Origin of the sequence: Streptomyces sp. NBC_01497 (genome assembly GCF_036250695.1) — a bacterium.
Taxonomy (GTDB): domain Bacteria; phylum Actinomycetota; class Actinomycetes; order Streptomycetales; family Streptomycetaceae; genus Streptomyces.
Genome location: NZ_CP109428.1, coordinates 457,861 through 482,454, shown reverse-complemented (window position 1 = coordinate 482,454; position 24,594 = coordinate 457,861). Strand labels below are relative to the sequence as shown.

General features: G+C 68.5%; 21 protein-coding genes and 3 pseudogenes. 14 read left to right on the top strand and 10 right to left on the bottom strand.

What is annotated here, in order from left to right:
- Positions 1-69: 69 nt before the first annotated feature.
- Positions 70-870 (bottom strand): hypothetical protein, encoded by an 801-nt coding sequence (locus OG310_RS38165; protein ID WP_329460766.1) that lies wholly within the window; start codon positions 868-870, stop codon positions 70-72.
- 892 nt (positions 871-1,762) lie between these two features.
- Here OG310_RS38165 and OG310_RS38160 point away from each other — a divergent pair.
- From OG310_RS38160 to OG310_RS38145, 4 genes and pseudogenes are all read left to right on the top strand, one after another.
- Positions 1,763-2,764, top strand: a complete 1,002-nt coding sequence (locus OG310_RS38160; RefSeq protein WP_443078953.1) for a DUF6192 family protein — start codon at positions 1,763-1,765, stop codon at positions 2,762-2,764.
- Positions 2,656-3,000 (top strand): RacP protein, encoded by a 345-nt coding sequence (locus tag OG310_RS38155; protein ID WP_443078965.1) that lies wholly within the window; start codon positions 2,656-2,658, stop codon positions 2,998-3,000. The genes OG310_RS38160 and OG310_RS38155 overlap by 109 nt, the downstream gene beginning before the upstream one ends.
- Before the next feature lie 78 nt (positions 3,001-3,078).
- Positions 3,079-3,912, top strand: a pseudogene (locus OG310_RS38150) (IS5 family transposase); the annotation flags it as partial.
- A 447-nt stretch (positions 3,913-4,359) separates the two neighbouring features.
- Positions 4,360-6,027 (top strand): alpha/beta fold hydrolase, encoded by a 1,668-nt coding sequence (locus tag OG310_RS38145; RefSeq protein WP_329460764.1) that lies wholly within the window; start codon positions 4,360-4,362, stop codon positions 6,025-6,027.
- Between the two features lie 135 nt (positions 6,028-6,162).
- Here OG310_RS38145 and OG310_RS38140 read toward each other — a convergent pair.
- A pseudogene (locus OG310_RS38140) lies at positions 6,163-7,705 on the bottom strand (ISL3 family transposase).
- Between the two features lie 814 nt (positions 7,706-8,519).
- On the opposite strand from OG310_RS38140, the gene OG310_RS38135 reads away from it, so the two are divergent.
- Entirely contained in the window at positions 8,520-8,864 is a 345-nt protein-coding gene (locus OG310_RS38135; protein ID WP_329460763.1) for a hypothetical protein, read from the top strand.
- A gap of 675 nt (positions 8,865-9,539) precedes the next feature.
- Here the strand turns inward: OG310_RS38135 and OG310_RS38125 are convergent.
- The 4 genes and pseudogenes from OG310_RS38125 to OG310_RS38110 form a co-directional block, all read right to left on the bottom strand.
- Positions 9,540-10,403, bottom strand: coding sequence for an IS3 family transposase (locus OG310_RS38125; protein WP_329460762.1), 864 nt, complete (start codon positions 10,401-10,403; stop codon positions 9,540-9,542).
- 344 nt (positions 10,404-10,747) lie between these two features.
- Positions 10,748-11,475 (bottom strand): annotated as a pseudogene (locus OG310_RS38830) (DUF7178 family protein).
- An 86-nt stretch (positions 11,476-11,561) separates the two neighbouring features.
- Positions 11,562-11,873, bottom strand: coding sequence for a DUF3846 domain-containing protein (locus OG310_RS38115; protein WP_329460760.1), 312 nt, complete (start codon positions 11,871-11,873; stop codon positions 11,562-11,564).
- Between the two features lie 350 nt (positions 11,874-12,223).
- The gene (locus OG310_RS38110) at positions 12,224-13,231 is read right to left on the bottom strand and encodes a hypothetical protein (protein ID WP_329460759.1); all 1,008 of its coding nucleotides are present in this window, start codon (positions 13,229-13,231) and stop codon (positions 12,224-12,226) included.
- Between the two features lie 470 nt (positions 13,232-13,701).
- Between OG310_RS38110 and OG310_RS38105 the strand changes: the two genes are divergently transcribed.
- Positions 13,702-14,166, top strand: coding sequence for a hypothetical protein (locus tag OG310_RS38105; RefSeq protein WP_329460758.1), 465 nt, complete (start codon positions 13,702-13,704; stop codon positions 14,164-14,166).
- A 134-nt stretch (positions 14,167-14,300) separates the two neighbouring features.
- Here the strand turns inward: OG310_RS38105 and OG310_RS38100 are convergent, their stop codons facing one another.
- A complete protein-coding gene (locus tag OG310_RS38100; protein WP_329460757.1) occupies positions 14,301-14,516 on the bottom strand; it encodes a hypothetical protein in 216 nt (71 codons plus the stop codon).
- A gap of 726 nt (positions 14,517-15,242) precedes the next feature.
- Positions 15,243-16,283: a hypothetical protein gene (locus OG310_RS38095; RefSeq protein WP_329460756.1), complete on the bottom strand. Its 1,041-nt coding sequence runs from the start codon at positions 16,281-16,283 to the stop codon at positions 15,243-15,245.
- 262 nt (positions 16,284-16,545) lie between these two features.
- Here OG310_RS38095 and OG310_RS38090 point away from each other — a divergent pair, with 262 nt between their 5' ends.
- The 7 genes from OG310_RS38090 (at position 16,546) to OG310_RS38060 (ending at position 21,245) form a co-directional block, all read left to right on the top strand.
- Entirely contained in the window at positions 16,546-16,968 is a 423-nt protein-coding gene (locus tag OG310_RS38090; RefSeq protein WP_329460755.1) for a hypothetical protein, read from the top strand.
- A gap of 1,162 nt (positions 16,969-18,130) precedes the next feature.
- Complete coding sequence (locus OG310_RS38085) at positions 18,131-18,334, top strand: hypothetical protein (protein ID WP_329460754.1); 204 nt, start codon at positions 18,131-18,133, stop codon at positions 18,332-18,334.
- A gap of 2 nt (positions 18,335-18,336) precedes the next feature.
- On the top strand, positions 18,337-18,873 hold the full coding sequence (locus tag OG310_RS38080; protein ID WP_329460753.1) for a DUF6879 family protein: 537 nt from the start codon (positions 18,337-18,339) through the stop codon (positions 18,871-18,873).
- Positions 18,870-19,712 (top strand): helix-turn-helix domain-containing protein, encoded by an 843-nt coding sequence (locus tag OG310_RS38075; protein WP_329460752.1) that lies wholly within the window; start codon positions 18,870-18,872, stop codon positions 19,710-19,712. Before OG310_RS38080 ends, OG310_RS38075 begins: the two co-directional genes overlap by 4 nt.
- A 211-nt stretch (positions 19,713-19,923) precedes the next feature.
- Positions 19,924-20,595, top strand: coding sequence for a hypothetical protein (locus tag OG310_RS38070; RefSeq protein ID WP_329460751.1), 672 nt, complete (start codon positions 19,924-19,926; stop codon positions 20,593-20,595).
- Between the two features lie 66 nt (positions 20,596-20,661).
- On the top strand, positions 20,662-20,799 hold the full coding sequence (locus OG310_RS38065) for a hypothetical protein (RefSeq protein ID WP_329460750.1): 138 nt from the start codon (positions 20,662-20,664) through the stop codon (positions 20,797-20,799).
- Positions 20,796-21,245, top strand: coding sequence for a hypothetical protein (locus tag OG310_RS38060; protein WP_329460749.1), 450 nt, complete (start codon positions 20,796-20,798; stop codon positions 21,243-21,245). Before OG310_RS38065 ends, OG310_RS38060 begins: the two co-directional genes overlap by 4 nt.
- A gap of 382 nt (positions 21,246-21,627) precedes the next feature.
- On the opposite strand, the gene OG310_RS38055 is transcribed toward OG310_RS38060, so the two are convergent.
- The gene (locus OG310_RS38055) at positions 21,628-22,449 is read right to left on the bottom strand and encodes a helix-turn-helix domain-containing protein (protein WP_329460748.1); all 822 of its coding nucleotides are present in this window, start codon (positions 22,447-22,449) and stop codon (positions 21,628-21,630) included.
- The gene (locus tag OG310_RS38050; RefSeq protein ID WP_329460747.1) at positions 22,446-23,219 is read right to left on the bottom strand and encodes a peptidoglycan-binding protein; all 774 of its coding nucleotides are present in this window, start codon (positions 23,217-23,219) and stop codon (positions 22,446-22,448) included. Before OG310_RS38050 ends, OG310_RS38055 begins: the two co-directional genes overlap by 4 nt.
- Positions 23,220-23,567: 348 nt before the next feature.
- Between OG310_RS38050 and OG310_RS38045 the strand changes: the two genes are divergently transcribed.
- Positions 23,568-24,113 carry a peptidoglycan-binding domain-containing protein gene (locus OG310_RS38045; RefSeq protein WP_329460746.1) on the top strand — a complete coding sequence of 182 codons (546 nt, stop codon included), beginning with the start codon at positions 23,568-23,570 and terminating at the stop codon, positions 24,111-24,113.
- Positions 24,114-24,594 lie beyond the last annotated feature (481 nt).

Sequence of the window (24,594 nt, the reverse complement as noted above, 5' to 3'; positions counted from 1 at the left end):
GATGACGGCCGCCCGGATCGATCCGGGCGGCCGTCATGATTCCCCGAGTCCTGGGGGTCTGGGGCTACGTCAGACGTGCTCGTCGGGCAGCGATGGCTCGTTGTCGGCGTGGCGGCCCGCGTCGAGCACGGGTCGTGGCGCCGGCATGTCGGCGCCGTCCAGCACCTCTCCGAACGTGCGCTCGCGCGAGGCCTCTTTCAGTACCTTTTGCAGCTTGTGCCAGCAACGGGTATCGCTTCCACAGGCCCTGAGGACTTCATCGGTCGCAGCCGCCCGGTCATTGGAAGTCAGCGGGATACGGAATGGGAGTTGGCGCAGGAGGTCGCGGGTGCAGTGACGGGAGGCGATGATGGCGTACGCCACCTGGTCCATGTGGGAGACGTTTCCCGTGTCGATCCAGGATTGCAGGATGGCCGCCGGGTCGGCCGTCTGATCGAGTTCCTCGTCGCTCAGCAGCCGCAGGACGCCGGCATTCGGATCCGGCGAGACGTGGCGCTGGGCTTCCTGCTTCAGCCACGCAGGGGCCTTGTCGTATGTGATCAGCCAGCGGATCTCGACCGGGTGCAGCGTGGGCAGCAGGTCGGTTACAGCCGGCTTCGAGGTGTGGGGGTTGTGGGCGAGTACGGCGAGGGTCGCGACGCGCCGGTCGCCGTTCCAGTCCGGGATCTGCCGCGGCTGCCACGCTCCCTCTCCAGGTGACAGGGCGCTCGCGTCCCTGGGCGTGAGGGCGGGGCATAGCTCCTGCTGTCTCGCACAGGCGTTGCAGAGCGCACCGTGCAGCGGTGGGTGACGAAGAAGCCCGGAGCACGTCGTCCCCCGGGGCCGACACAGGTGCGGGCTATTGAGGAAGCGGTCCTGGGTCGGTGGCAACCCCGGGTACGGGCCCGTCGGCGTGCCCAGGCAGAGGCGGGGGGTCCGCCTTCCATACACGTGCGCGATTCGGATTCGCGGCTCCTGCAGGCTCCTCGGACGATCCGCGGGTTCGGTGGATCACCCAGGACCTGCCGGGAGAGGTAGCTCGGGAGTTGTTCGCTGCTCGGGATGCCGGCGCGGGTGAGCAGCAGCAGACGGTGATACTCGCCCGTGCGCTGGGGCGCTCCTACTCTCGCGGGTGGGGCCGCCGGGCCCACGGGCAGCACATCGCTTTCAGTGACGTCGAGTTCGCCGACTTCTCGATCGGTTGAGCCTGCCTCATCGAGCGCCCGCGTCAGTGCCTGTTTTCGATCCCCGGTTTTGAGTAGCTTTGGGTCCTAGGCTGGCTGGGTGTCCGAGGACGCCGGGGGGCTGTGGAGCGTGCGTGCGGGGGCTGTGGTGAACGGCTGAGGCCGGACGCGCGGCCCGCTGTCGTGTACTGCTCGGCGGCATGTCGTGCCAGGCAGTGGCGCCGGGACCGCCGGTTGCGCAAGCGGGTGGCTGCTGAGTTGAGTGGTCGGCCCGTAGTTGAGGGTGAGAAGCCCATGACTGAAGAGATCAACGACGCCGACAAGGTCGGCAGTGTCAGCGCGAACCGGTACGCGGAGATCGTGGCCGAGCTGCGGAAGCTGGTGGAGACCGCCAGCCGGATCCAGTTCACGGGCGGCGACTACGCGCTCGAAGTCGAGCCCATGCGCGATTCCGGGGACCAGGAGCGGAGCGACTCGCTGTTCACGGTCAAGGAGTCGCTGTTCCGCCTGGCTGAGGACATCGGGCTGTCCTACGCAAGGGTGGACAAGGCCCCGGTGGGACCACGTCGAAGTGGCCGAAGGACCGGCGGAAGGCGGGCGTGTCGTTCACGGTCCACCAGATCCTGGCGTCCATCGCCGACGACGAGGAACGGTTCACCACCATCCTCAGCCCGCCCGAGGGCAAGTCCCGCTGGACGCCGGACGAGGCGAACCGGCGGGTCGGCCGGCAGGTCGTCAAACCGGTCACCCCGCAGGAGAAGGTCAGCGCGATTCACACGCTCGCCCAGGACGAAGAGGTCGCCGCCGCCGTCACCGGTGATCTGCTGCGGCGTCCCGCGGTCGTCGCGCAGGTCAAGGACAGGGCCAAAGTCCGGGCGGTGGAGGAACTGACCCGGGAGGACCAGGTCGCCGCAGCCGTCGCCCCGGACTTCCTTCGCAGGCCCGCGGTCGTCGCCCGTGTCGCCAAGGCGGACAAGGTGAAGGCGGTCCAGGAGCTGACCCGTGACGAGCACGTCGCGGCCGAGGTGACCACCGGGCTGCTCCGGCGCCCGGACGTCGCCTTCCGGGCGATGTCGGACGACACCGCCCGCCACCAGGTCGAACGCGGGCGGCAGGCCCGCGAGCACTTCGAGGAGTCCGGCCCCGTCGCCCCGGCGATCCGCAACATCGACCGGTCGGTGGAGTTCCTGGACCTGGTCACCGCCTGCCACGCGTTCGTCGCGGCGTCCGGCCGCGTCGTACCGGGCCTGCGCGACCGCCAGCTCGGCGACGACGAACGCACCATCGTGCACGAGAACGTCGCCCGCGTAGGGCGACGCTGGACTGGATCGAGACCCCGGTGGACACCGGCAGGGTCGACGTCGACGGCGAACTGGCCCGCCTGCTGCAAGGCGAGTAGGCGATGCCCCGCGCCTCCGAGCGCAGATCACCCGCCGCCCAGCGACACGCCGACACCGTTCGGTTCGTACTCTTCGAAGCCCGCCCGGCCGGTCTGGCCTTCCCCCAACTGGTCAGATCCAGCGAACTGTCGCCCCACCAGACCCGCTCGGGTCTGGCCTGCCTGCGGGACACCATCACCGAACGCGGCTGGCCGCCGCTGATCTGGACGAGGCCGGACGGCTACAAGCTCTGCGCCGACCCTGCCGAGCTCCAGGCATACGAGGTCGCGGTCATCCGCGGGAAGCTCACCGAGATCCGCCGGTTCATCACTGGGACCGTCGCCCCGCACGCCGTCCTTCAACCCAAGGGCCGGTGGATCAAACACCTAAACACCCAGCTCAACTCGGTCGAGTCCACGCTCGACGTCATCGCCGACTTCACCGACGCCGACGCCTGACCGGTGGGCCCGGTCCCTTCGCGGCCGGGCCCACCCCGTCTTCCAAGGAGGGAACGTTGCCGCGCAGGCGCTGCTACCCCCTCCGACACCTGGGACGACGAGTGGGCCCTGCTCGAACCGCTGCTGCCGACACCGGCCTGCGAGACCCCGGCCGGGGGCCGCCCAGAGAAGCACTCGCGCCGGGAGGTGGTCGACGCGATCCGCTACGTCGTCGACACCGGATGCAAGTGGAGGGCACTGCCCAAGGACTTCCCGCCCTGGCGCACGTGTTACGGGTTCATGGCCCGCTGGGCAACCGCCGGCGTCATCGGGCAGATCCGTGACCAGCTCCGCAAGCGGATTCGCCGCGAGATGGGGAAGGCGCCCGGGGCGGTCGCCACCGTCATCGACTCCCAATCGATCAAGGCCGCCGACACCGTCGGCAACGACTCCCGCGGCTACGACGCCGGCAAGAAAATCAACGGCCGCAAGCGGCACCTGGTCGTGGACACCAAAGGCCTGCCGCTGTTCGTCATGGTCACCCCGGCCGACATGACCGACCGCAACGCGGCCAAGGAAGTGCTGCTCCGGCTGCGGCTGATGCACCCCGAGATCACCATCGTCTGGGCAGACTCCGCCTATGCCGGACAGCTCGTGACCTGGGCAAAGGCCTACCTGAGCCTGACGATCAAGACCGTCAGCCGCCCGAAGGACGTCCCCGGGTTCGTCGTCCTGCCCCGACGCTGGGTCGTCGAACGCTCACACACCTGGGTCATGCACGCCCGTCGACACGCGCGCGACTACGAACGGCTCGTCCAACACTCGGAATCGCTCATCACCTGGGCCACGATCACGCTGATGACCAGGCGAATTACCCGCCGCATCTCCCGCATGAGCGGACAGCCGGCCTCCCGCGAGGCCCACCGCGACTGAATCCTCTTGGCACTGACGGTCAGCAGTCCCACCAAGAGGCCACCGGGCCCGGATCGCAGCCCCTGAGTATTACCCTCCCACCGGCAAAGCCGTATCACTGCAATCCGGCAAAAACCGCTATGCGGAGGGACTATCCGTCACCGGGGACGGAGCCGCTTCCGTCGCCGGCGCCGGAACATTCCCCGTGGCGGTGCCTTCCTGCCGCCATGGCAGGAGCAGCGCGCTCGCCAAACACAGCAGCCCAGCGATGAGCAGGGCACCGCGCACCCCCACGAGGGCGACGATGAGACCACCAGCGATCATGAAGGCGGCCTGGCACGTCTTCGAGCCGACGGACCAGGATGTGCCGAGCACGGCGTCTACGCCTCGCCGACTTCGCTGAACCCGGCCGCCGTCAACGTCGCCCAGGCACTGATCGCCACCCTGCAGGGCACGGCCGAGCGGTCTGTGCTGACCTCTGACCTCCGGCAGCTGACGGGGAAGGTGCAGCAAGCGGCCACCGTCGGCTTTCCCCGGATCACCGCTGCCGACGGCGTGCGGCTGTCGGCGCACACCATCAAACTCAACACCTCGGAGTCCATGCCTGTGGTGATCGTGCCCTCCGGCTGGACGCCGTACGGCTGGGCCCTGTTCGAGTACACCTACCTCCAGCTGGCGCTGCGCGGCTACCACGTGCTGGCCTACACGCCGCGCGGGATCGGCCTCACGACGCAAATGCCGGGCGGAGGCTACGTGGACAGCCCCTTCACCTCCGGGGGAACCATCGATGTCGCCGGCCCCCTGGACTGGTCCGACGCCTCCACTGCGATCGACTACGCCCAGCAGTACTTCAACCCGAGCCGCGTCGCCTTCCTCGGCGAGTCGTACGGCTCGGGCATCAGCCAGCTGGTCGCGGCGCACGACAAGGACAAGCGTGTCGACGCCGTCGTGGCCCTGAGCACCTGGGGCAACCTGGCCACCGCCCTCTACCAGAACGACACCCGGCACCTCGCCGCGGTGACAGCCCTGATCAACTTCACCGGCGGGCCGCTCGACCGGAAGTTCGACGAGGCCACCCAGCAGATCCTGTCGGACTTCATGCGCGGGCAGGGGATGGAATCCGTCGTGGAGTGGTGCACCGAGCGGGCTCCCTCCTCCTACGCCGCGGCGACCAACGACCGTAACGTCCCGACGTACTTCTCCAACACCTGGCACGAGACGCTGTTCCCGGTGAACCAGGTCCTCGAGCACTTCGACAAGCTCGCTGTGCCCAAGCACCTGAACCTGTGGATCGGTGACCACGCCGCCCCCGAGGGCGCCGGCCTCACCATCCCCTTCAGCGGCCCGAACCTGCCGGTCGACGAGGCGTTCGCGTGGCTGGACCACCACGTCCTCGGGGCCGACAACGGCGTGCCCGACTGGTCCCCGGTCACCAGCCACATCATGTTCAGCTACCAGACCCGGACCGACCCGAAGACCGGAAAGAACGTCATCACCAAGCCGGGCATCCGCGAGCCCCGGTCTTCCTGGGCGGACGTCACCACCTCCACCGAACGCTGGTACCTGACCGGCTCCGCGCCAAAGAGCAGCGACGGCGTTCTGGGCGCAGACCCGGCGACGGGCTGGAACCGGAAGTTCGCCCCGGGACAACTGACCGACGCCACAGCGGTGGACGCCGTCATCACCATCGGCCAGGCCGAGTGGAACGGCAGCCCGAAGACCTACAGCCCGGACAAGTTCGACCGCCAGTACCTCGGTGTCTGGACCAGCACGCCACTCACCGCGGCCCGCCGCATCCGGGGCGTCCCCCAGCTCAGCCTGACCGTGCGCAGCACGGCCGACGCCGCCACCCTGGTGGCCTACCTGTTCGACGTCAGCCCCGACAACACCGCCCGCATCATCACCCACGAGCCCCTCACACTCACCGACCTGACCCGCGGCCAGGACAAGAGCGCCACCTGGGACCTTCAGGCAGCCGGCTACGACGTACCCCAGGAACACCGCCTGATGCTGGTCGTCGGGACCAGGGACCAGCTCTACTCGGACGCCGACACCGACGGCGACACCGACAACAGCACGACAACGATCAGCTCACCCGCCAAGAGCGCGGCCCACCTGACACTGCCCCTGGGGTGACCTGACGCAGGAGGCTCGCACGCCTTTCGCCCTCTGACTGGACCGGCCCGTCGGCTGAGCCGACGGGCCGGTCGTGAGTCCCCGGGACTGCCCAATCAACGGCTCTGTTCCGTAGTCGGTGGTGACGTTGCATGCCTATGCGCTGAGCAAGATGCGGTAGCGGAGGAGTTCGAATCCGGCACGGCCGTGCATCTGCCGCATGATCCGCTTGGTGTGGGTGTTGACGCCCTCGGTCCGGCCGTTGTGGTGGGGCAGGGTGAGGCCGGCGTTCACGGCGGCGCGGTCGAGTTCGAGGCCGTTGCAGAAGCTGTGCAGGTGGGGCAGGTCGACGGTGCGGACGGTGGTGATCCACTGGGTGAGCTTGTTGTCGTTGGCCTGGGCCGGGGTCAGGAGAGCGGCGAACTCGCCGGTGAGTCGGGCGAGCGCGGTCATCTCCGGGCAGGCAGCGGTGAGGAGTCCGAGCAGGTCGGTGTCCTTGGTCGACAGGTGCTCGGGGTGGGTGAGCAGAAGCCGGGCGACTCGGCGTGGGGTTGTCACGGGGCGGTCGCCTTCGGCGCGGCCCTGGTTGAGGTAGCGGACCAGCAGGTTGGCACTGCCGGTGTAGCCCAGTTCCCGGATCTCGTGGAGGAGGTGGGTGACGGGGACGGTCGGGTCTTCCGCCCGTCGTTGACGCAGGTGGTCGCGGTAGGGATCAACCACGGTAGGCCGGTAGCGTGGGGCGATGCGATCGGCGGACGGTTCAGGGATGCGGGCGTAGCGCTTGACGGTGTTCAGGGCGAGGTTCAGTCTGCGGGCGCATTCGAGCAGGCCGACGCCGGAGTCGAGAAGGGCGTGGACTGTGTGCCAGCGCTCGCGGGTGGTCTGCTCGCGTACCCCGCCGGGCCGGGGCGGATTGACGGTGGCCCAGCAAGGGGCGTGGGCGCGGACTCCGGCCAGAATCTTGTCGCACAGGTTGCGCCACAGGTGCCAGCGGTCGCTGACCTGCACCGCGTCGGGCAGTGCCCGGCGGATCGCCTCGGCGTAGGTGGCCGAGCCGTCCCGGCACACGACCTCCACCCCTTTCTTCCCGCGCAGCCATGCCTCCAAGGTGGCGGCCTCGCGGTCGGGCAGGACGTCGACGCGTTCCCCGGTCTCGGCGTCGATGATGATCGTGGCGTAGCGGTGGCGGCGGCGCAGGGCGAAGTCGTCGACCCCGATCACCCTCGGGATCCGCACCGTCGGTGGGGGGATGCGCCGCAGCAGGCGCAGGGCGGTGGCGTAGGAGAGGGGCGTGGCCAGGAACCGGGCGAGACGGGAGGCCGCCCGGCCACATAACTCCTTGACTACCTTCGAGACTTGGCTGGTCAGACGCATGGTGCGACGTTGAAGGCGCTCGATCAGCCCAGGGACTTGCTCGCGGAAGGTCTGCCGCCGGCAGCCCAGGACCGGGCAGACCAGGCGTCGCACCCGGACGCTGGCCACGACCTGCCGACCGTCCACCGGCACATCCGCCACCGTCCGGGCGTGATACTCGTGCATGCACCTTCCCCGTCGGCACCCCGCACACGGGGCAGGGCACCGGAACATCCCGGGTCCGGGCGATGACCCGGATCACCTCGCCGTCATCTGCCACGTCTTCGATGACCAGTGCCGAGAGCCCTGAAAACACCATTGCCACAAGGGAGTTGACATCGCGCATACCAGGTCAACGACACCTGTCACCTGCCGTTACCACCGACTACGGAACAGAGCTGTTCTTCTTACAGTCCCCTGGCGGTTCGGGTTGTTTTTTGGTTGGTTTGTTCTGTCTTTCAGCGGGTTTTGCGCGCCGGGGTTTTGGGGCGGGTGGGGGGTTGGGTTGGGCGTGTGGATGAGGAGCTTGGGAGTCCCGTTGTGGTGTTCTGGGGCGGTAGGGGGAGGTAGCGGGGTGTGTAGGGTGCCTGCCTTTGGGGGGTTGGGGGGTTGGGGCGGGCGGATTGTGTGTTCGGCGGCTGGTGGTGCGGTCCCGGGTGCGGCTGGTGCGGGTACTGGGGGTATGGCTGTGTGGAGGGGGTCGGGGGCTGTTGGTGGGATGCGGTGGGCTGTAGTTGGGTGAGGTGGGTTATGCCGGGTATGGCGTCGGCGAGGCTGGAGAGGGAGGAGGTGGCGGGCCGCTGGTACGCCGGGTGGGTGGGTGCGGGCAGGGTGTGGTGCGGGTGTTGCGGATAGGGCTGGGTGGGTGTGCTGCCGTACTGCTGTTGGGGCTGGTGGTTCGTGGGTGCTTCCTGGAGTCTGGGGTAGGTCGGTGCGGGGAAGGACTGATACGGCGAGGGCGTGCGGCCGGGGAGGGCCGGTGTCTGGGAACTGCCTTCCCCCTCGAAGCCGGGCGGTGACCACTGGGATCGCGTGGTCTGTGACGTGGAGGGCTGCCGTTCTCCGGCCGGGTAAGACACGTCCCCCGACCACGAAGGGCCCGCCGCACTCCTCAAAATGGACTCGAACTCTTTACTTGACGCCTTGTAGCCCTTCGGCAGGTGCCATTTGCCGTCCTTCCGGACGACGAACAGGCCCTGCCGACCCAGCGCATCATGCATCCCTTCCGACACACTGGCCCGACCTTTTTTCTGCATGTCGCTCAAGTACCGACCAAGGCCGGCATCCCTCTGGACGGGCAGTTCTCCCACATTCCGTTTGTTGAGTTCTTCTACGTACGCGGCCTCGGACCCCAAAAAACGCGAGAAGGATTGGTGCGCGCCTGCATCTATAGCCTTGCGCTGCGCTTTTGCTTTTGTCGCGTACTGCTGCTCTTTGGTGAGGTACGGCAGGAACCAGTTGCCGCCAGTCACCCTTTGTGTGAATTCGAGGTCGTACCGCCTTAGCTCCTCGCACAGCTCTGGGCCCGGCTTTCCGGCCGACCCGCGTGACCGCATCCTCACCAGGTACCCGCCAAGAGGGGAACTTCTTTTGCTGGGGAGGGGGTCTTCCGGCCCCAGCTTGCGGAGTTCTTCTACGTACGCGGCCTCGATCTGGCGCTGGGCGGCCTCGTTGTGTGGCATGGGGTTTGCCTTTCGTGTAGGTGGGGGCTGGTTTGTTAAGGGCTGTTCTGTAACTCTGGACAGCCCTTACCACTGTCGGGTTCGACCTACTTGATCAGGATCGGGTTGAGGCCGTGATTTGGGGCACGATCGGACAATCGGATCTGCCTGTGGTGACCCGCCGACTTCATGCCCTGAGTTACGGGACAACGCTTGAGTCGGGGATGGGTGGACTCTTTTCTGGTACGACGTTGGTGTTGGCTGGTGCGGTTCAGCCCCCGGGGTGGGGATGTTGCGGGTCAGGGCCCCGGCAAGCTGTTGATCATGCGGCCAGGAAGGGGCTGACGGGTCGGTCGGTGTCACGGGCGTGATGCCGTAGGGCGGCGCGATGTTGTGGTGGCCGTGGAGACGCAGCAGGGTGATCACGGTGTTGCGGAGGCCGGCCATGACGCGGGGCGCGTTGCCGGTGCGGCCCTGGGAGCGGTCCTCGTGTCAATCCCCTCGAAGTGTGGAGTTCTTCTATGCGGCCAGCTCAAGGTCGGAGCCGGTCTGGTGATTGTTTTCGTAGTCGATTGGGCTGCGGTATCCGCATACGCCGTGTAGTCGGCGGGTGTTGTAGGAGCCGGTGATCCATGTGGTGATCTTCAGCCGGGCTTCGGTGCGGGTGGCGAAGGTGCGCCGGTGGACGTACTCGACCTTGAGTACGCTGTTGAACGCCTGGCTGACGGCGTTGTCGAAGCACGACCCGACGCGTCCCATGGACTGGGTCACGCCGAGTTTCCGGCAGGCCCGCTTGAAGTGGCGGGAGACGTACTCGCTGCCTCTGCTGTGAAAGATCACGCCTTTCACGTCTCCGCCGCGGGTGGCGGCGGCCATGTGCATTGAGGCCAGGACGAGTTCGGCATCGCGATGGGCACCCATCGCGTAGCCGAGCAGACGACCTGAGAACACATCGATCACCGTGGCGAGGTACAGGTTGCCCTCACTTGTGACGATCTCGGTCATGTCGCCGGCCCCTACCTGGTCCGGGGCGTCGTAGCGCACGAAGTCCGGTGCCGCGGCCCGCCGGCCCGGGCGGGTGAGACCGCGGCGTCGGCGGACCTTCCGTCCGGCCAGACCGAGCTCTGCCATGGTCTTCGCGACGGTGTTCACCGAGATGCGCCATCCCTCCCGGGCGAGCGTGATCCACGCTTTCGGTGAGCCGTGGGTGCCGCCCGAGGCGTCGAAGACGCGCCGGATGGCGTCGGCCAGCTGTCCTCGCCGCACCTCGCGGGCGGTGACAGGCTTGTCCTTCCACTTGTAGAACCGCGACTGGCGCACGCCCAGCACGCGGCAGGACACGGCGTGCGGAATGTTCTGCCCGGCCTTGCAGCCGCTGATCACCCCGGCCAGCCGGGCCGGGTCCGCGGCAGCTACTTCACCCACAAGGCCATGCACTGTTTGAAGACATCACGCCCCATCTCCAGCTCGCGTTCCTTTCACCCATCTCGCGATGCAACCGCTCCAGCTCAGCGCGTTCGCCTTCCCGCAGTCGGCCGCCCGAAGCGGCGGGCGCGGGCCGGTCCGAGGAGGCCGATCCATTCCTCCTCCAGCGCGAGACCCAGCGGGCAGCATCCCCGGATGAGCACCCGGGTCTTCGGCGACCTCCGGGATCGGCTTGCCCGTCTCGATCACGATGCGTACAGCACCCTCACGAAACTCGGCGTCGTACTTCTGCTGCTCGGACCCTATGAACCTCTGTTTCCCCTGGTATCACGGACTCCACGGTACGAGGGGGCCTTCAGCTCGATGTGCGCTGCCGGCGTGACGGCCTGAACTTTGCTGGGTACCTCTCCGATTTCTCGTGTGGCGGCTCGGTAGCAGTCGGCCAGTACGTTGTAGCGCCCGAGTTCGCCGAGCCCCCTTTCCCTTTGGCCGTAGATCTCTCTTACGGCGATGTCGTGCGCGTGACGGCCAATCACTGCCGCTTGCCCGTCTTCGGGGTTGGCGATGCACACATAGAAGTATCCCGTTTTGATGTGCATGGGGAGAACTTCGGTGGGGCCGGTACCGGCCATGATGCGGTTGGCTTTCGTGACCGCGTCGCGGACGTGTCCGCTTGCCGTGCCCTCCATGAATGCCTTTCGGGCGAGCCTGTAATTCTGCGCCATGACTTGTTGGCGGACAGTGCGGCGAGAACTCCCGCGCCTTTCGAGGTGGCTCCCTTGGAGATCCCGACCGCGAATTGATGGGCCGTGGCGTACCGCTCGCGTCCGCGCCGCTTTTGGTCCGGCGGGGCGGCGTCCAACGTGCTGGTGATCGCTCGCGTGTAGGCGTCGCGCTGCTCTTCGGTGCTCTTGACCGGGATCACAGGGGTTCCTTGGGCGTGTGAGGGGCGCGGGGGCGAGGAGCGGGCCCATGGGGCGGCTCGACTCGGGCTGTTGGCGCGCGGGGAGAAGGGGACCGGAGAGTTCATCCGACGGGCCGCTGTGAGGCGCTGGGGGCGTGTGGCGGCCGGGCGGTCGGGGGAGTTCGTCTCCCCGGCCGCCGGGGATTGGGGAGTTACTTGGTGTGCTGGTGCGGGATGGTCGGGGTTTCGATTCCGATGATTCCGAGGACCATGTCGCACTGTTCGCGAGTGAGGCCGATGGTGTCGCCTCGGTGGTTGGTGGCGGGGATGTTGACGGGGGATCCGATGGTGATTCCGCTGTCGTCCAGCCACATGGACAGCTCGGGGGATACGTCGACCATGTCGACGTAGTCGCAGTTGAGCGCGGTGTAGAGGGTGCGCAGGGTGGCGCCGTCGGCGGGCCAGTCGATGACGTCGAACGTGGCGTCGGGGCGGATGACGAGGGCGAGGTTGGTTGCGAGCATGGGTATCCCCTTCAAGTGCGTTGGTGGTCTTGGGTGTTGGTCGGATGTTGCTATCGACCAATAAGACAAGTGCATCTCTAACTTGCTTACTGATCTACCTATGAGGGAACGTTTACGCAGGTCAACCCATATGGAGCGGCCAGGCCCCGGCGCGGCCGCTCCCCGCTGAGGGAACTTCACTTCGACGGGGCGGTCCGCGCCCTGCCCGCTGCTGCGCCCCGCCCGGTCGCGGCCCTGCGCCGTGTTGGCCTTCCGGCGCGCCCTGGGGTCCCGGGTGTGCTGGTGCGGGCATGCCGCGGGCCCCCAGGGGGTCCTGGGGGCCCAGGCGGTGCGCGGTGGGGCGGGTTGGGTCAGCCGGTGGTGTACAGCGCCTGGACGAGGGCGGCGGGGGCGGGGGTGATGCCGGTGGCGAGGTGGCATACGCCGTCGCCGGGCGGGGGCCGTGCTGCGCCCCGTCCGAGGGGGTGGCGGCGGGAGGTCGCGGTGCGCCAGCCGTGCTGCTCGGACCACGCCAAGGCCGGGGCCGGCGCCGCGGGCGCATCCAGCACGAGCACCGCGACGCAGACGTTGTCGGGGTACTGAACGGCCGGCGCGGTGCCGGACGACGTCCACCCTTGCGTGTGGAGCGCCTGGGCGACGTCGGCGAGGTACGGCAGCACCTGGCGGCCGCGCAGGACCGCCTCGGCTCGCACGGCGGCGCGGCGGGTCAGGCCGGGCGGGTAGCCGAGGTCTGTGGCGGCCTGCGCGGTATTCAGCTCGCGCTCCTGCATGCGGTCGGCCATGCGTTCCGCGCGGAGCTGAGTCAGCGCGCTCTGGGCGGTGTTGCGGTGCACGCCGAGCCTGTCGGTGACGCCGGCCGCGGTGAGGTGGGGGTCGTCGTCCAGGAGCTGCGCGACGCGCGCGTGCAGTTGATCGCGCGGGACCTGGTCGCCTGCGCCGGTGGGCCGGCCACCCCCGCCCCCACCGGCGTGCCGTCGCGGCGTGGGGGTGTGGTCGCGTACGACGTGGCGGGGCCAGTGCTCGACACCATGGATGAGGACCAGGTGCTCGGCCACGGCCGGGTTCTTCTTGCGGGTGTCCCACTGGTACGGCTCCACCCCGCGCAGCGCGGCGGCCTCCTGACGGTCCAGGAGGTCCTCCTCCTCATCGCTCGCCGGCAGCGGCGGCACCGGGCGCCTGGCCAGGAACGCGTCAATCTGCTCTCCGTCGTAGAGCCGGGTGCGGCCCGCGTTCAACGGCGCGGGGAAGCCCTCCGCCTGGTGCTGGCGGGTGTTGAGCAGGGTCTGTAGAGCAACGTCCTGCTGCGCGGCGATGTCGGCCAGAGTGCGCACCAGGTGCCGGCGTCCGGCACGGATCATTTTCAGGGCCTCCCGCGTCCGGCACTCCACCGGAAAACGTGTCGAGAAAACAACACTACAGGTTCACCTACCGGCCGGGGGGCGACAACCTGCGGGGCGAGCACACGCCCCTTGGGGTGGTGTCTTGGGTCGGCCGGCACCCGCGTCACCCGCCTTCGGGCGGACTGAGGGTGCCGGCCACTTAAGTTGTCGACGAGCGGCCCGCCCCTGCAGGTGGGCGCCCTACAGAGCCGATCGCGCCTGCCTCCGGCTTAGGGTGCACTACCGACCCTGGACACGGACAGGCATACTCTTTGCACTTTCAGTGATGGGGAGAGTGGATGCTCAAGACATAGCGCGAGGAGTACCGGGCGGGCAAGGCGCTGGAGCGGCAGATCGCTCTTGACCGTTGGCAGCAAGAGAAGCACTGGCTGGAAGAGGACTGGGCGGCACGCGAGAAAGCCCTCGCAGACAACGCCGTCGACCTTGCAGTGCACAACGAGAACCTCAAGGTGGCCACTGGCGTCTCCTATCTGACCTTGGTCTGCCATGAGGACACGTGGACCTTCATGGCAATCCTCGCGTTCGGCACCTGGAAGCCGACCTGGACTGACAGCGTCACCCGCTCAATTACCGGAACCCGCTGTCCAACTTACGAGGACAAGTTCACACAGAACCCAAACCTTCCGGACGGGAGGATCACCAAGCTGACAGAGGGCGGACGCCAGAATGGCATGCAGAAGGTGATCCTTTCCGGTCACAATCTGGCCCAGCTGCTCGTTTCGTTGCAGGCGGGGTCAGTAGTGGACGATGCGACCACATCCGCTTGTAGCAATCGGCTCTACAGGAAGCTCGTGGACTTCGTCGATCTCGTTGATCCAGACGCCGAAGCCGGCAAGACGACGGGCATCACGTTCCGGATCGACGACAGCATCGAGACCAACCACGTCCAGTGACAGTGGCCGTCCGAACGCCAGCCTCGATTGCATGACGGGCAGACATCTGTCGAGCTTTCGGCCGGCCGACCCCTCAGCCCGCCGGTGGGTGGGCTGAGGGGTCGGCCGCTCCCGCAAGGGAAGAGCCGGGTGGTTCAGCGCTGAGTGAAGGCGGTGTCCACCACAATCCGTAGCGGCGGGTCGCTCGGGCTCAGCCTTTTCTTCACAGCGTCGATCTTGGCGTTGAGACCCGCGGCCTTTTGAAGCCGGGTGGACTGCTGCGGCGGTGAGTCCGTGCTGCAACTGGTGAGGGAGAGGGCGGTCAGTGCAGCGACGGCGGTGAGGACGAGGCGTCCGGGAGACTTCAGCACGCACGGATAGCGACGGCCAGACCTCCGACCGCGCGGACGATTCCAGCACAACGGCCAAAAAGGCACACAGGAATGGCCGTGATCAGGCCTGCCTGTGAGCGAGGCGTTCATACAGGACGGTGCCGTGTAGGGCGCGGCGGTCGCCGGTCATGGCGTAGCGGCGGGCGGCGAGGCCGTGGTCAAGCTCTTCGCCGATCTCTTCGCACAGTGGGGCGAGCGTGTGGGCCGCGTCGGCATCGGACAGGTAGGCCGGCGCGACTTCGAGAAGCAGCTCCCCGATCGGGTGGCTGCCCGAAGTGAGGTCGTCGACCGTGCGGTGCAGTGCGGCGAGGGTCGCATCGGCCGGCCCTTCGGCGGGCGGCGGGGCGGGGCGGTGTGGGTGTCGCGGACGGCTTGGCGGACCACCGCGCGGACTGCGGGCGCATCGAGGCCGCGCAGGCCGCTGCCGACGAGCGTGGCGGGACGACGGGTGATCAGATCCGCGACGGTTTCCGTGAGGCCGGCCACGGCGACCGGGGCGCGCTGGGACAGGCCGAAGTCGAGCACAGCCGCGGTGGCCGAGTCGGTGTCTCGCGTGCGAGACGCCTCGGAGCGGGCCACCGCGTCGTGGATCGCAGCCAGGGCGCGGGCGACGTCCAGGAGCAGGTAGGCCTGCGCGCGGGAGATGCCGGGCTCCGCCCGGCAGTACGCCTCCCAGCTGGTGTGCCCGCCGAGCAGTGCACGGACTCAGAACGACACGGTGAGGGAGATGACGACGATGTTGGCGATGACGTACAGGCCCGTCGCGATGGCGAAAATGCGCTTGTTGAAGCGCCGTGCTGCCGGTTGGACCATGGGATCGGTCAGCAGCTTCATGACGTAGGCGGTGTTGGCGACACCGATCAGTACGTAGAGCAGGCTCATGAAGTGGATCTCTTCGACCAGCGTCACGTTCAGGAAGGTGCCCAGCGCCTCGTCGACTGCCCGCAAGTTGAGCATGATCGTGAAAAGCGCGGTGCCGAGGATCCCGAGCCGCGCGACCATGGCGACCTCGTTGTCCTTCGACCAGATCAGAAACGAGATCAGGGCGACCAGGAAAGCCACGTATACTGGCAGGATCTGCTTGCCGAAACTTGTGATGCCCTCTCGGGTGAGCTGGAACTCGATCATCAGCTGGGAGTAGCGGCTGCTTCCTCCTTGTTCGAGCCGGGGATCGCCGAAGTTCGTCCTGTAGGGCGCGTCCCCGACACCGATCCGGAATTGCGTGATCTTGAAGTCGGCGGGATGGATCCTGGGGTTGTACGTGGAGTTCTTCACATCCGCCCGGTAGACGAATCGCGACTTGTCCAGCTTGTTTTCCTCAACTTGGATCCGGATGACCTGTTTGTCGAACGGGAAGTCCGTCAGGTCCAGGGCCTGCCGGAAGGTCCCGGACACTTTGACCTGAGTCCAGTACTCGTCGTCCACCTTCTCGCTGGAAGGCGCTGTCAACATGGTCTTCGTCGCGTTGGTGAATTCGAGACGCTGGACAGCGGCAAGGTCCTTGCGTGGACATACGCTCCACAGCCACAGGTCCGCGTTCACGGTGCCCCTGATCGGATCCACCGCGTAGAGGTCGGTGACGTAAGCCCCGACGCTGCAACTGGGCACGGCCGCAGCGGCGGGCGTGGTGATGACCAACGAGCTCAGCACCGCAGCGGCCACTGCGAGCAGGGCGCCCGCTCGCGACCGGAGCCCCGCCAGGAAGTCACGTCGCCCGTCCGCCGGCCCGCAGTACGAACGGGGCATACCTGCGAGCCTCCAAGCACACCAGCGGGAGCAGCAGGAACTGCCTCAGGGAGCGTTTCCACGCGGACCATAACCCGGCGGGCCAGGCAAGATCGCGATCGCAGCGGCCCACCCCCACAGACCGGCTCAGATGGACCCGTTCGGCCCATGCCCAGGGTCGCGGCGCGACGCCGGACGCGTCGACGATGGCGAGCCACCCGTTGACTTCGTCGGCGAGGCGAGGGCCGAAGCGGAAGGACTGGGAAAGGGTCAGGGCCGTCCCATGTTCCTTCTTCCACAGCACCAGCGGCTCACCTTCGTCGTCCCACGCGTGCACGGGACGACACTCAGGCTGGCCCTGGACACCCTCGCCTCGTACCTCCAGACCCGGCAGCAGCGCAGCCGGGCGGCCGGCCCAAGGGATTCGGACCGGCAGGCGGTCGCCGGGATGCTCGGCACGCCGCTTCCCCCGAGGACGGTCGGGACGCGCAGATGCGGTTTCTCGATGGGCCAGGGGTGTGCGGAAGGCGGACTGATGTCCGAGCCCGATGAGCAGAGGCTGTTCACCGAGGCATGTCTGCACGCGCTGCGCGCCCGGCTGTGTGACGACGTCGACGCACTGGAGAGCTATCTGCCACCCCACGTAGCGGCGCTCGCACGGAAGATCGCCGGGGTGCTGGAACTGCCGCAGCCGGCTGCCGTATGACGGCCGGCCCATATCGCAACATGCGTCATGCGGATCACCGATGCCGGCTCGGCGAAGATTTCGTCTGTCGGCGTTGGTTCTCCTGGTCTGAAGACAACGCGCGGCTTTAGTGACGCGCCCGTTCACGCGATCATCCCGCGGTACGGCACACTCGGAAACGCCCCACCGGATCGCTTCACGCGTGCGCACCCCGGAAAGGGCACTCGCCGGCCGGTGACGCGACCTCAGACTGCGCCTCCGGCCGGCACTGAACTCTCAACGCGCCGTCATCTCAGGCTTCTGGGGAGGCTGGGTGACGTCCCTCCGCGCGTGCCCGCAAGCGCGCCAGGACGCCGGCCTGTGTGCGGCTCCGGGTGAGCTCGCGGTGGAGCTGTTCGCAGCGCGGGCACCGGCCGCCCGACTCGGGAGCGTAGCCGTCCAATCCCGGCGCCACAGTGGAGGTCGCAGTGCCGCACGAGGGGCATTTCCAGGTCGGAGGCCGTCCGCCCATGGGTCTGCCTCCGGAGCCGCCCGCGGATCCGCTGCTGGCATCCCCTGGGGGCTACCGCCTTGACCCGGCAGGGGACGTCTCGCGGCCTGAGGGCGCTCATTCCGCGCCATGTAGTCCTCGTGGGTGTTGCGGGGGGCGAGCGCGTTGGTGAGGGACTGGGGCTGGGAGCGGCCGAAGCGTGTCCAGACCTCTCCGTGTGGGCCGTGCTTCTGCAGCTGGGCGAGGGTGGTGGTGATGACCAGGATGACGTCCTCGTACTCGCGCCATCCGTCGTCCTCCCGCGCGCCCCCGGCCCCGAAGCCCTGGTAGCTGGTCCACGGGGCGGACCAGCAGGCTCGGGAGAGGTCCCGGACCGTAGCGATACGGCGCTCGAGGACCGTGGCGGTGACGTCCTTGGCGAAGACCAGAGCAAGCGGCGGATGACTGATCCTGTCCGCGGCAGCGGACCACTGCGTCAACGCCCGGACGTCGAGCATAGGCACTGTAGGGAGGATTGTAGGGGAGAGTGTAGGGAGGACTGTAGGGCAGTGAATAAGGCTGTCCCAGGCACGCACGTCCTGTCATGCCCGGGCCCCTGCCCTGCCCCTCCTTGCGCAATCTGCTGCAATCGCCTGCCGGGTGCAAGCGGTCCGGCGCATTCTGGATCCTCCCCTACCGGGCCCGGAGGCCATCATGACGCTGAGGTTCATCGGTACGACCAGTGAGAACGGCGACTGCCCCACCCTCTACGAGGTCGTGGAGACCGGCGAGATCCTGGTGCAGGGAGACGTCGAGACCGATCCCGGGCACCTGGCCCAGCTGCGGGACGTGAAGGCCGGTGAGACCTTCGTCCGCATCCCGCGAGAGCTCCTCGTACGCTTCGCCCCCAAGGAGTAGGCGTGCCGGATCTGATCCCGTTCGCTGACGTCGGCCACCTCTTCGAGGATTTCGAGCACACGGCCTGGCGGCTGGAGACGCGGCGCGGGTACGGCTCTGATCGGGGCAGCGAGAAGTACGCCCGTTTCCTTGCCACCGGTACGGTGCCCGACGACGCGGGGCGGCCCTGGGCCGTCAACGTGCGCCGTCAGGTCGGCGAGGGCAAGAGGATCGAACGCGTCCGCGTGGTCGACGCTCCGCCCAGCGAGGGCCAGCGCTACCTCCTCGCCACGGGGCTCGGCAACGTGCAGGCGGGCGAGGACGTCCGGAATCTGTGGCGCTCGGACGCCGACAGGTTGAACCTGCCGCGAGAAGACTTTTGGCTGTTCGACTCGCGTCTGCTGGTGCGCCTCCACTTCGATGACGCGGACGGGACCGTGGGTGTCACCGTCACCGAGGACCCTGTCCAGGTCCTGGCCGCGTGCCAGGTGCGGGACGCCGCCTGGCACCACGCCGCCCCCACCGGCCTCTTCCAGGCGCAGGTACCGTCGCTGCGGTGAGCACCGACTACCAGGCCGGCCGGATCGCGCTCGGTGCGCGGCTGCGTGAACTGCGCACCGAGGCACGGCTGGACGGCAAGAGCCTGGCCGCGCTGCTGGGCTGGCAGGGCTCGAAGGTGAGCCGGCTGGAGAACGGCCGGCAGACGCCGTCCGAGGCGGACCTGCGGGCCTGGGCGGACGCGGTCGGCCGGACCGACCTCGCGGGCGAGCTCGTTGCGCGCCGCAACGGGTTGGAGACGCAGTACCGCTCGTGGCGCCGGCAGCGGTCTGCGGGGCACCGGGCCCGGCAAGAGGTCGCGATCGTGGAGACCGCGGCGACGAAGATGATCCGGGGCGTCGAGACCGCGCGCATCCCGGGCCTGCTCCAGACACCCGAGTACGCGCGCACGATGCTCTCCAGCGCCGCGGCCTTCCAGGGTGTCTCGAAGGACATCGAGGACGCGGTGCGGGCGAGGATCCGCCGGCAAGCAGCGCTCTACGAGCCGGGCAAGACCTTCCGATTCCTGGTCTGGGAGGCGGCCCTGTACATGCTGGTGTGCCCGCCGCAGGTGATGGCCCAGCAACTGGACCGCCTAGGATCGCTGATCGGCCTCGATACCGTCGAACTGGGCATCATCCCGCTCGGCGCCCAACTGGGCCGCACACCCGCGCACGGGTCTTGGATCTACGACCGGCGCCTGGTCATCGTGGAGACGATCAACGCGGAAATGTGGCTGGACGACCAGGACAGCGTGACCCTGTACGAACGGGCCTGGGAGTGGCTCGCCGACTCCGCCGCCTACGACACCACCGCACGGCGCCTGATCAGCCGTGCCCAGGCCGCGCTTGACGGGGCGTGAGTAAACGACGAAAGACCTCCGGGGAATATGCGCAATCGTGCGCAGTCGCCCCGCGCGGCCGCAATCGGTCCCCATATCGTCCCCGGTATGGACTCCCCCGGATCCCCCGCCGGGCCCGCAACGCGCGTCTGCAACTGGCACCACGGCACAGCTGCGGACAGCTGGCCGTACGGTGTCCTCGATGGCGGCGCGGCAGGCGAAGGGGGGTGGTATGACGAGGTCGATCTCGATCTGGGTGCAGAACTTCCAGCAGGGCGCCCTGCATAACGGGGACGGGGATCCGGAGGACCGTTGGCCGCTGTTCGTGGAACGGATCCGTGCATCGGGCGTGGCGCCGGATCTGGTGCTGGGGTGCGAGGCTGTCGGCTGGTCGGCGTTTGGGCACCGACAGCTCGCACGCGCGATGCGCGACCTCGACATGGACGCCTGCCCGCTCCCGCCGTCCAGCTCCGGCATGCCCCCGGTCCTGTTCTACCGGCGCGAGACGATGGGCCGCTGGACCCGCTGGAACATCGACTTCGCCGCGCAGAGCCTGCACGGCTTCGGCGTCGCCACCTTCGACCTCGGACTGCCGGCGCCGCTCGCCGTCGCCCCAGCACACCTCGATCCCTTCAGCGCGGACCGCGCACGAGCCGAGGCGAAACTGGTCGCGACGCGGGCCTACCGCTACGGCCCGTACGCGATCGTCGGAGGCGACATCAACTACCCGCCCCACTCCCCCAGTCACCCGGCTCCCGGCTATGCATCGATGCGTCCGTACAGCCGTTCGAGCAGGACTCGTCTGCCGAGCGAGTCGGGCGACGGGCCCGTTCCGGTCCTTGACCGGCGCGTCGCCGAGATGCTGTCCTACTCCGGCTACGTCGACGCGGCCTGGGAGCTCTAGGAACGCACCGGCGACGAGGACCTGCTGCGGCGCACCGGGACCGATGACCGGATCGATCAGCTGTGGGTGTTCGCGCCGCTGCGCGAGGCCATCACCCGTTACCGGCTGCTCGATCCGACGGCGGGCGCCTCCGACCACCGCGGCCTGCTCGTACAACTCGACCTGGACCAGGCGCAGACCGACAACGTGTGGGAGTACCAGTGAGCAACCCCCTGCCGGCAGACGACGTCCTGCGCGCCTGCGGCTACCTCGAGGCCGTCTGGAACGAGAACCTGAGCGAGCAGGCCGCGCTCCTGGACCACCGGCCCGGCGAGACGCCCACGGCCGTCCTGGTCACCCAACTCGGGAACGACATCCTCCAGCAACTCCTGAGCGCTCACCACGGCATCCACGACGACCTGCCGCCGCACGAGCTGCAGATCGCAGCCGCCGCCATGCGCTCCGACCCGACCGTGCGGATCGCGCGGGTACTCACCGAGACACTCACCACCCTCGCACCCGCCGCCACAGCCGAGCAGACCGAGACGATCGCCCGCGCCCTCCTCAGCTGCCTCCTCACCATCACCAGCGCCACCCCCGACGACGTCCCCGCCCTCCTCACCACGCTGCGCGACGCCGCACTCCGCCGACTCACCGACCCACCCGCATAGCAATGCGCCGGTCGTGAGGGTTCGTGGGCTCCACAGCCGCCGCGACCGTCGAAGCGGCCCATACGCAAGATGCCGACATGAGCGGCACCACGCCGCTCGCCCCGACGCCCCCTCACGCAGCCATCAGCGCGTTCAATGACCCTGGTCCGAGGCAGGTGCCGTCGGTCTGACGGCGGCGCGCGTCATCAGGGCCGCAATCACCCTAATGACCAGGCGAATCACCAAGCGCCAGTCCCGCCGGGCCCGGCAGCCCGACTCCCGCGAAGCCGCCCGCGACTGATCGTTTTCAAACCGCCGGTCGGCAGATTGGCTGTCGCCTGCCCGAAACACCCACTCAAAGGAGACAGCTTCTGCCAGGCGGCACCGGACCCCAAAGCGCCGGTCAGCCGTGGACGTGGACGCATTCCTGCCTGCTGGCCGTCGGTGTGAAACAGGCTCGCAGGCCGGTCAGGTCACCGGAGTCGGTCATGGGCGTGAAGAGGGGGTCCTGCGCGTCGAGGGAGTCGGCCACCTTGACCTGTTCCACCGTGCCGCCGGGGACCGACAGCTCGAATGCGTCACCAGTGCGGGTGTTCCACGCCAGCGCCCACGCGGCGTGGCACCGCGTGCTGAGGACAACTACCAGGCGCGCCCCGGTGCGGGTCCGGTACGGCGGGCCCAGTCGCCGGGTCTGCTCCGGCGCCGCGCAGCCCATCGTCTCCGGGTCCTCGCCTGTGCACTTCTGGGCGCGGCACCCCGGTGCGGGCCCGGCAGAGGATGCGGTTCGCCCCGCGGTGTCTCCAGTGTGCGTAACGTGGAAGGTCGCAAGCCAGGTGGCAGCCGCCAGCGTGACCGCGCATGCCGCCGCGGCGAGCACCCGCCGCCGCCGGGTGTTCCAGCGGTGTGCGGGCGCCTCGCCGCCGACAGGCTGGTCGGGGGGCGGTAGCGGCGGTGCGGCCGACGTCCTGTGGCGGCCGCTCCACTCCAGCTCGGCCAGTTCCCACAGCGCCACCAGGCGTCCCGGTGGGTGTCCTGCCATGGTGCACAGCACTTCGACGGCCTCGCGGGGCGCGAGCTGCCTGCCGTTGAGGTAGCGCGCCCAGGAGGACTTGCTGTATGCGGTGCACTCGGCCAGCGCGGTCAGGGTCAGGCCGGTCCGGGATCTGAGGTCCTGCAGCGCCTCGGCCAGCCGCTTGCATGCGGGCGGGGGTGCGGTGTCCGTCATTTCCGCAGTGCCGGCCATGTCTGCGGGCCCACGACGCCGTCGGGCGCCACGCCGGCCTTCTGCTGCAGGCGCTTGACGGCCCGCGTGGTCCTGGGCCCGATGACGCCGTCGACACCACCCGGGTTGAAACCGTGGTAGCCCAGCAGGCACTGTGCCTCCACGACGTCCCAGGCCGGACCGGACAGCAGCGCGGTGCTGGTATCGCTGTAGCCCGCGGACAGCCGGCCGTTCTCCCGGCGCACCGTGCACGGATAGGTCTTCCCCGCCTTGTAAGCGAAAGCGCCGCGGGACGCCGGTGCCGAGTTGTGCCGGGCCGAAGCCGCGCCGTTCCTCCCGTGTCCGCCGCCCTTCCACGGCGCCGCGATCAGCACGCCGGCGAGGATCACGCCGAGAACGACGGCCACGCAGACACCGATCAGCACCACTGGCCGCCGCGCATTCTCCGGTTCCGCTGTGTCCACGACCGGTTCCGGTGTCTCCGGCGCCGGTGCTCCGGTGGTTTCCTGGTTCCACGCCTCCTCGGCGAGTTCGTGGAGGACCAGGAGCCGTGTCGGGTCGACGCCGCTCACCCGCGCCAGTTCCTCCAGCACCTTCCGCGGCGGCAGGGCCCGCCCGCTGAGGTAGCGCTCCCAGGACGAACTGCTGTAACTGGTCTTGGTCTGGAGCGACGCCAGACTCAGCCCGCTACGGTCCTTCAGCCGGCGCATCTGGACGATCAAGTTCCGCACCCGTTCGTCGAGCGAACTCGGTAATTCCTTCCACCGCGGCATGTTCCACCCCACACCCGTTATGCCCGCGGAGGCGTGCTACTCGCCTCCTGGGCAGTTGTTATATACCGCCCTCCCGCGCCATGGCAGGTGATCCGCCCGCTGCGCAGCGCGCATTTCGGCCAGCCCTCCCGCCGCCCGACGTGCCCGCCGCGTCCCACGGCTTCGTCATGCACGGCGGCATCTGCACAGGTCAGAGGGTAGGACGGTCCACAAGTACGTCAACCGGCGGCGGTCGCTGTGAGAGGCCAGGAATGCCCGGCAATGTCAGTGGTGCAAGCCGGGCGGCGCGGTCCACCCCGCGCCGCCCCCAGATACGGCTTCTGAAGAAGCCCCTACCCGAGGTGATCCATGAACCTACGCACGAAGTCCGTCGCGGTCGCCGCGCTCCTCGCGTTCGGCGCCCTCGCCGGCACGATCAGCCCCGCGTCCGCCGGCACCAGCAGCGGCTACGTCTCTGGCTCCGGGACCTGGACCGACGACATGAACGACGAGGGCCCGATCTCCACCTCGTCGCACTCCCACAGCAACGCCGCGGCGATGTGGCAAGCCATCCTCTGGGCGGACGGATACCTCACGTCCACCTCGAAGATCGACTGCGTCTTCGGCAGCGGGACCAGATCGGCCACCTTGAACTGGCAGAGTGACTTTCCCCGCACCACCGCCGACGGCGTCGTAGGCCCGGCGACCCTTGAGGAGGCGATGCTCACTCACATCAGGGACGACAGCACATCCAGCTATCTCACGCTCACCTACAACGGTGAAACCGCAGACTCGATCTTCACCGGCCGGTACGTGACCTTCACCCGCAACACGGACGGGATCTGGGGCATGTACATCGGCAGCGACCACCACCTGCTGTCGTATTCGTACGCCAATTTCAACAACTGCGCCTGACCCACCAGTCCTGGGGTGGGGTCGGGCCGGCCAGCAGACCGGGCAGGCTTGCGGCGCTGTCAGGTCGGGCCGGCGCTGGGGCGGGGCTTCGGGACCGTGGCGGCTCCTGACCTCCACTCCGGCAAGCGCACCCCGGTGCGGCCGGTGGGCGCACCACCACACGCACCCCGATGCGGATGGTGCGCACCGCCGCACGCGGCACTGCGGGGGCGACTTCGGGAACGCACCAGTGACCGCACCGGCCACATCCTGCGGTGCGCACCTGCGGGCGGCCGACGCACCTGGACGGCAACCCGGCGGCTGTGGATGGGCACCTGCGCGCCGTCTGCCCACGAGCGGATACAGACGGCGCGACACGCTCCGTCACGCCGAAGTACACGCGGCCCTTCACCGAACCCGCGGACCTGGTGAAGGGCCGCGTGGCCGCGGCGTTCACTCACGCGCTGCCCTCCACCGAACCTCGGGAAGAGCTGAGCTGCTG

Bases quoted from the DNA above. Each gene is read 5' to 3' on its own strand.
- OG310_RS38115 (WP_329460760.1), bottom strand. From the start codon at position 11,873: ATGCTCGCAACCAACCTCGCCCTCGTCATCCGCCCCGACGCCACGTTC.
- OG310_RS38110 (WP_329460759.1), bottom strand. From the start codon at position 13,231: ATGATCCGTGCCGGACGCCGGCACCTGGTGCGCACTCTGGCCGACATC.
- OG310_RS38095 (WP_329460756.1), bottom strand. From the start codon at position 16,283: ATGCCCCGTTCGTACTGCGGGCCGGCGGACGGGCGACGTGACTTCCTG.
- OG310_RS38090 (WP_329460755.1), top strand. From the start codon at position 16,546: ATGTTCCTTCTTCCACAGCACCAGCGGCTCACCTTCGTCGTCCCACGC.
- OG310_RS38085 (WP_329460754.1), top strand. From the start codon at position 18,131: ATGACGCTGAGGTTCATCGGTACGACCAGTGAGAACGGCGACTGCCCC.
- OG310_RS38070 (WP_329460751.1), top strand. From the start codon at position 19,924: ATGACGAGGTCGATCTCGATCTGGGTGCAGAACTTCCAGCAGGGCGCC.
- OG310_RS38055 (WP_329460748.1), bottom strand. From the start codon at position 22,449: ATGACGGACACCGCACCCCCGCCCGCATGCAAGCGGCTGGCCGAGGCG.
- OG310_RS38050 (WP_329460747.1), bottom strand. From the start codon at position 23,219: ATGCCGCGGTGGAAGGAATTACCGAGTTCGCTCGACGAACGGGTGCGG.
- OG310_RS38045 (WP_329460746.1), top strand. From the start codon at position 23,568: ATGAACCTACGCACGAAGTCCGTCGCGGTCGCCGCGCTCCTCGCGTTC.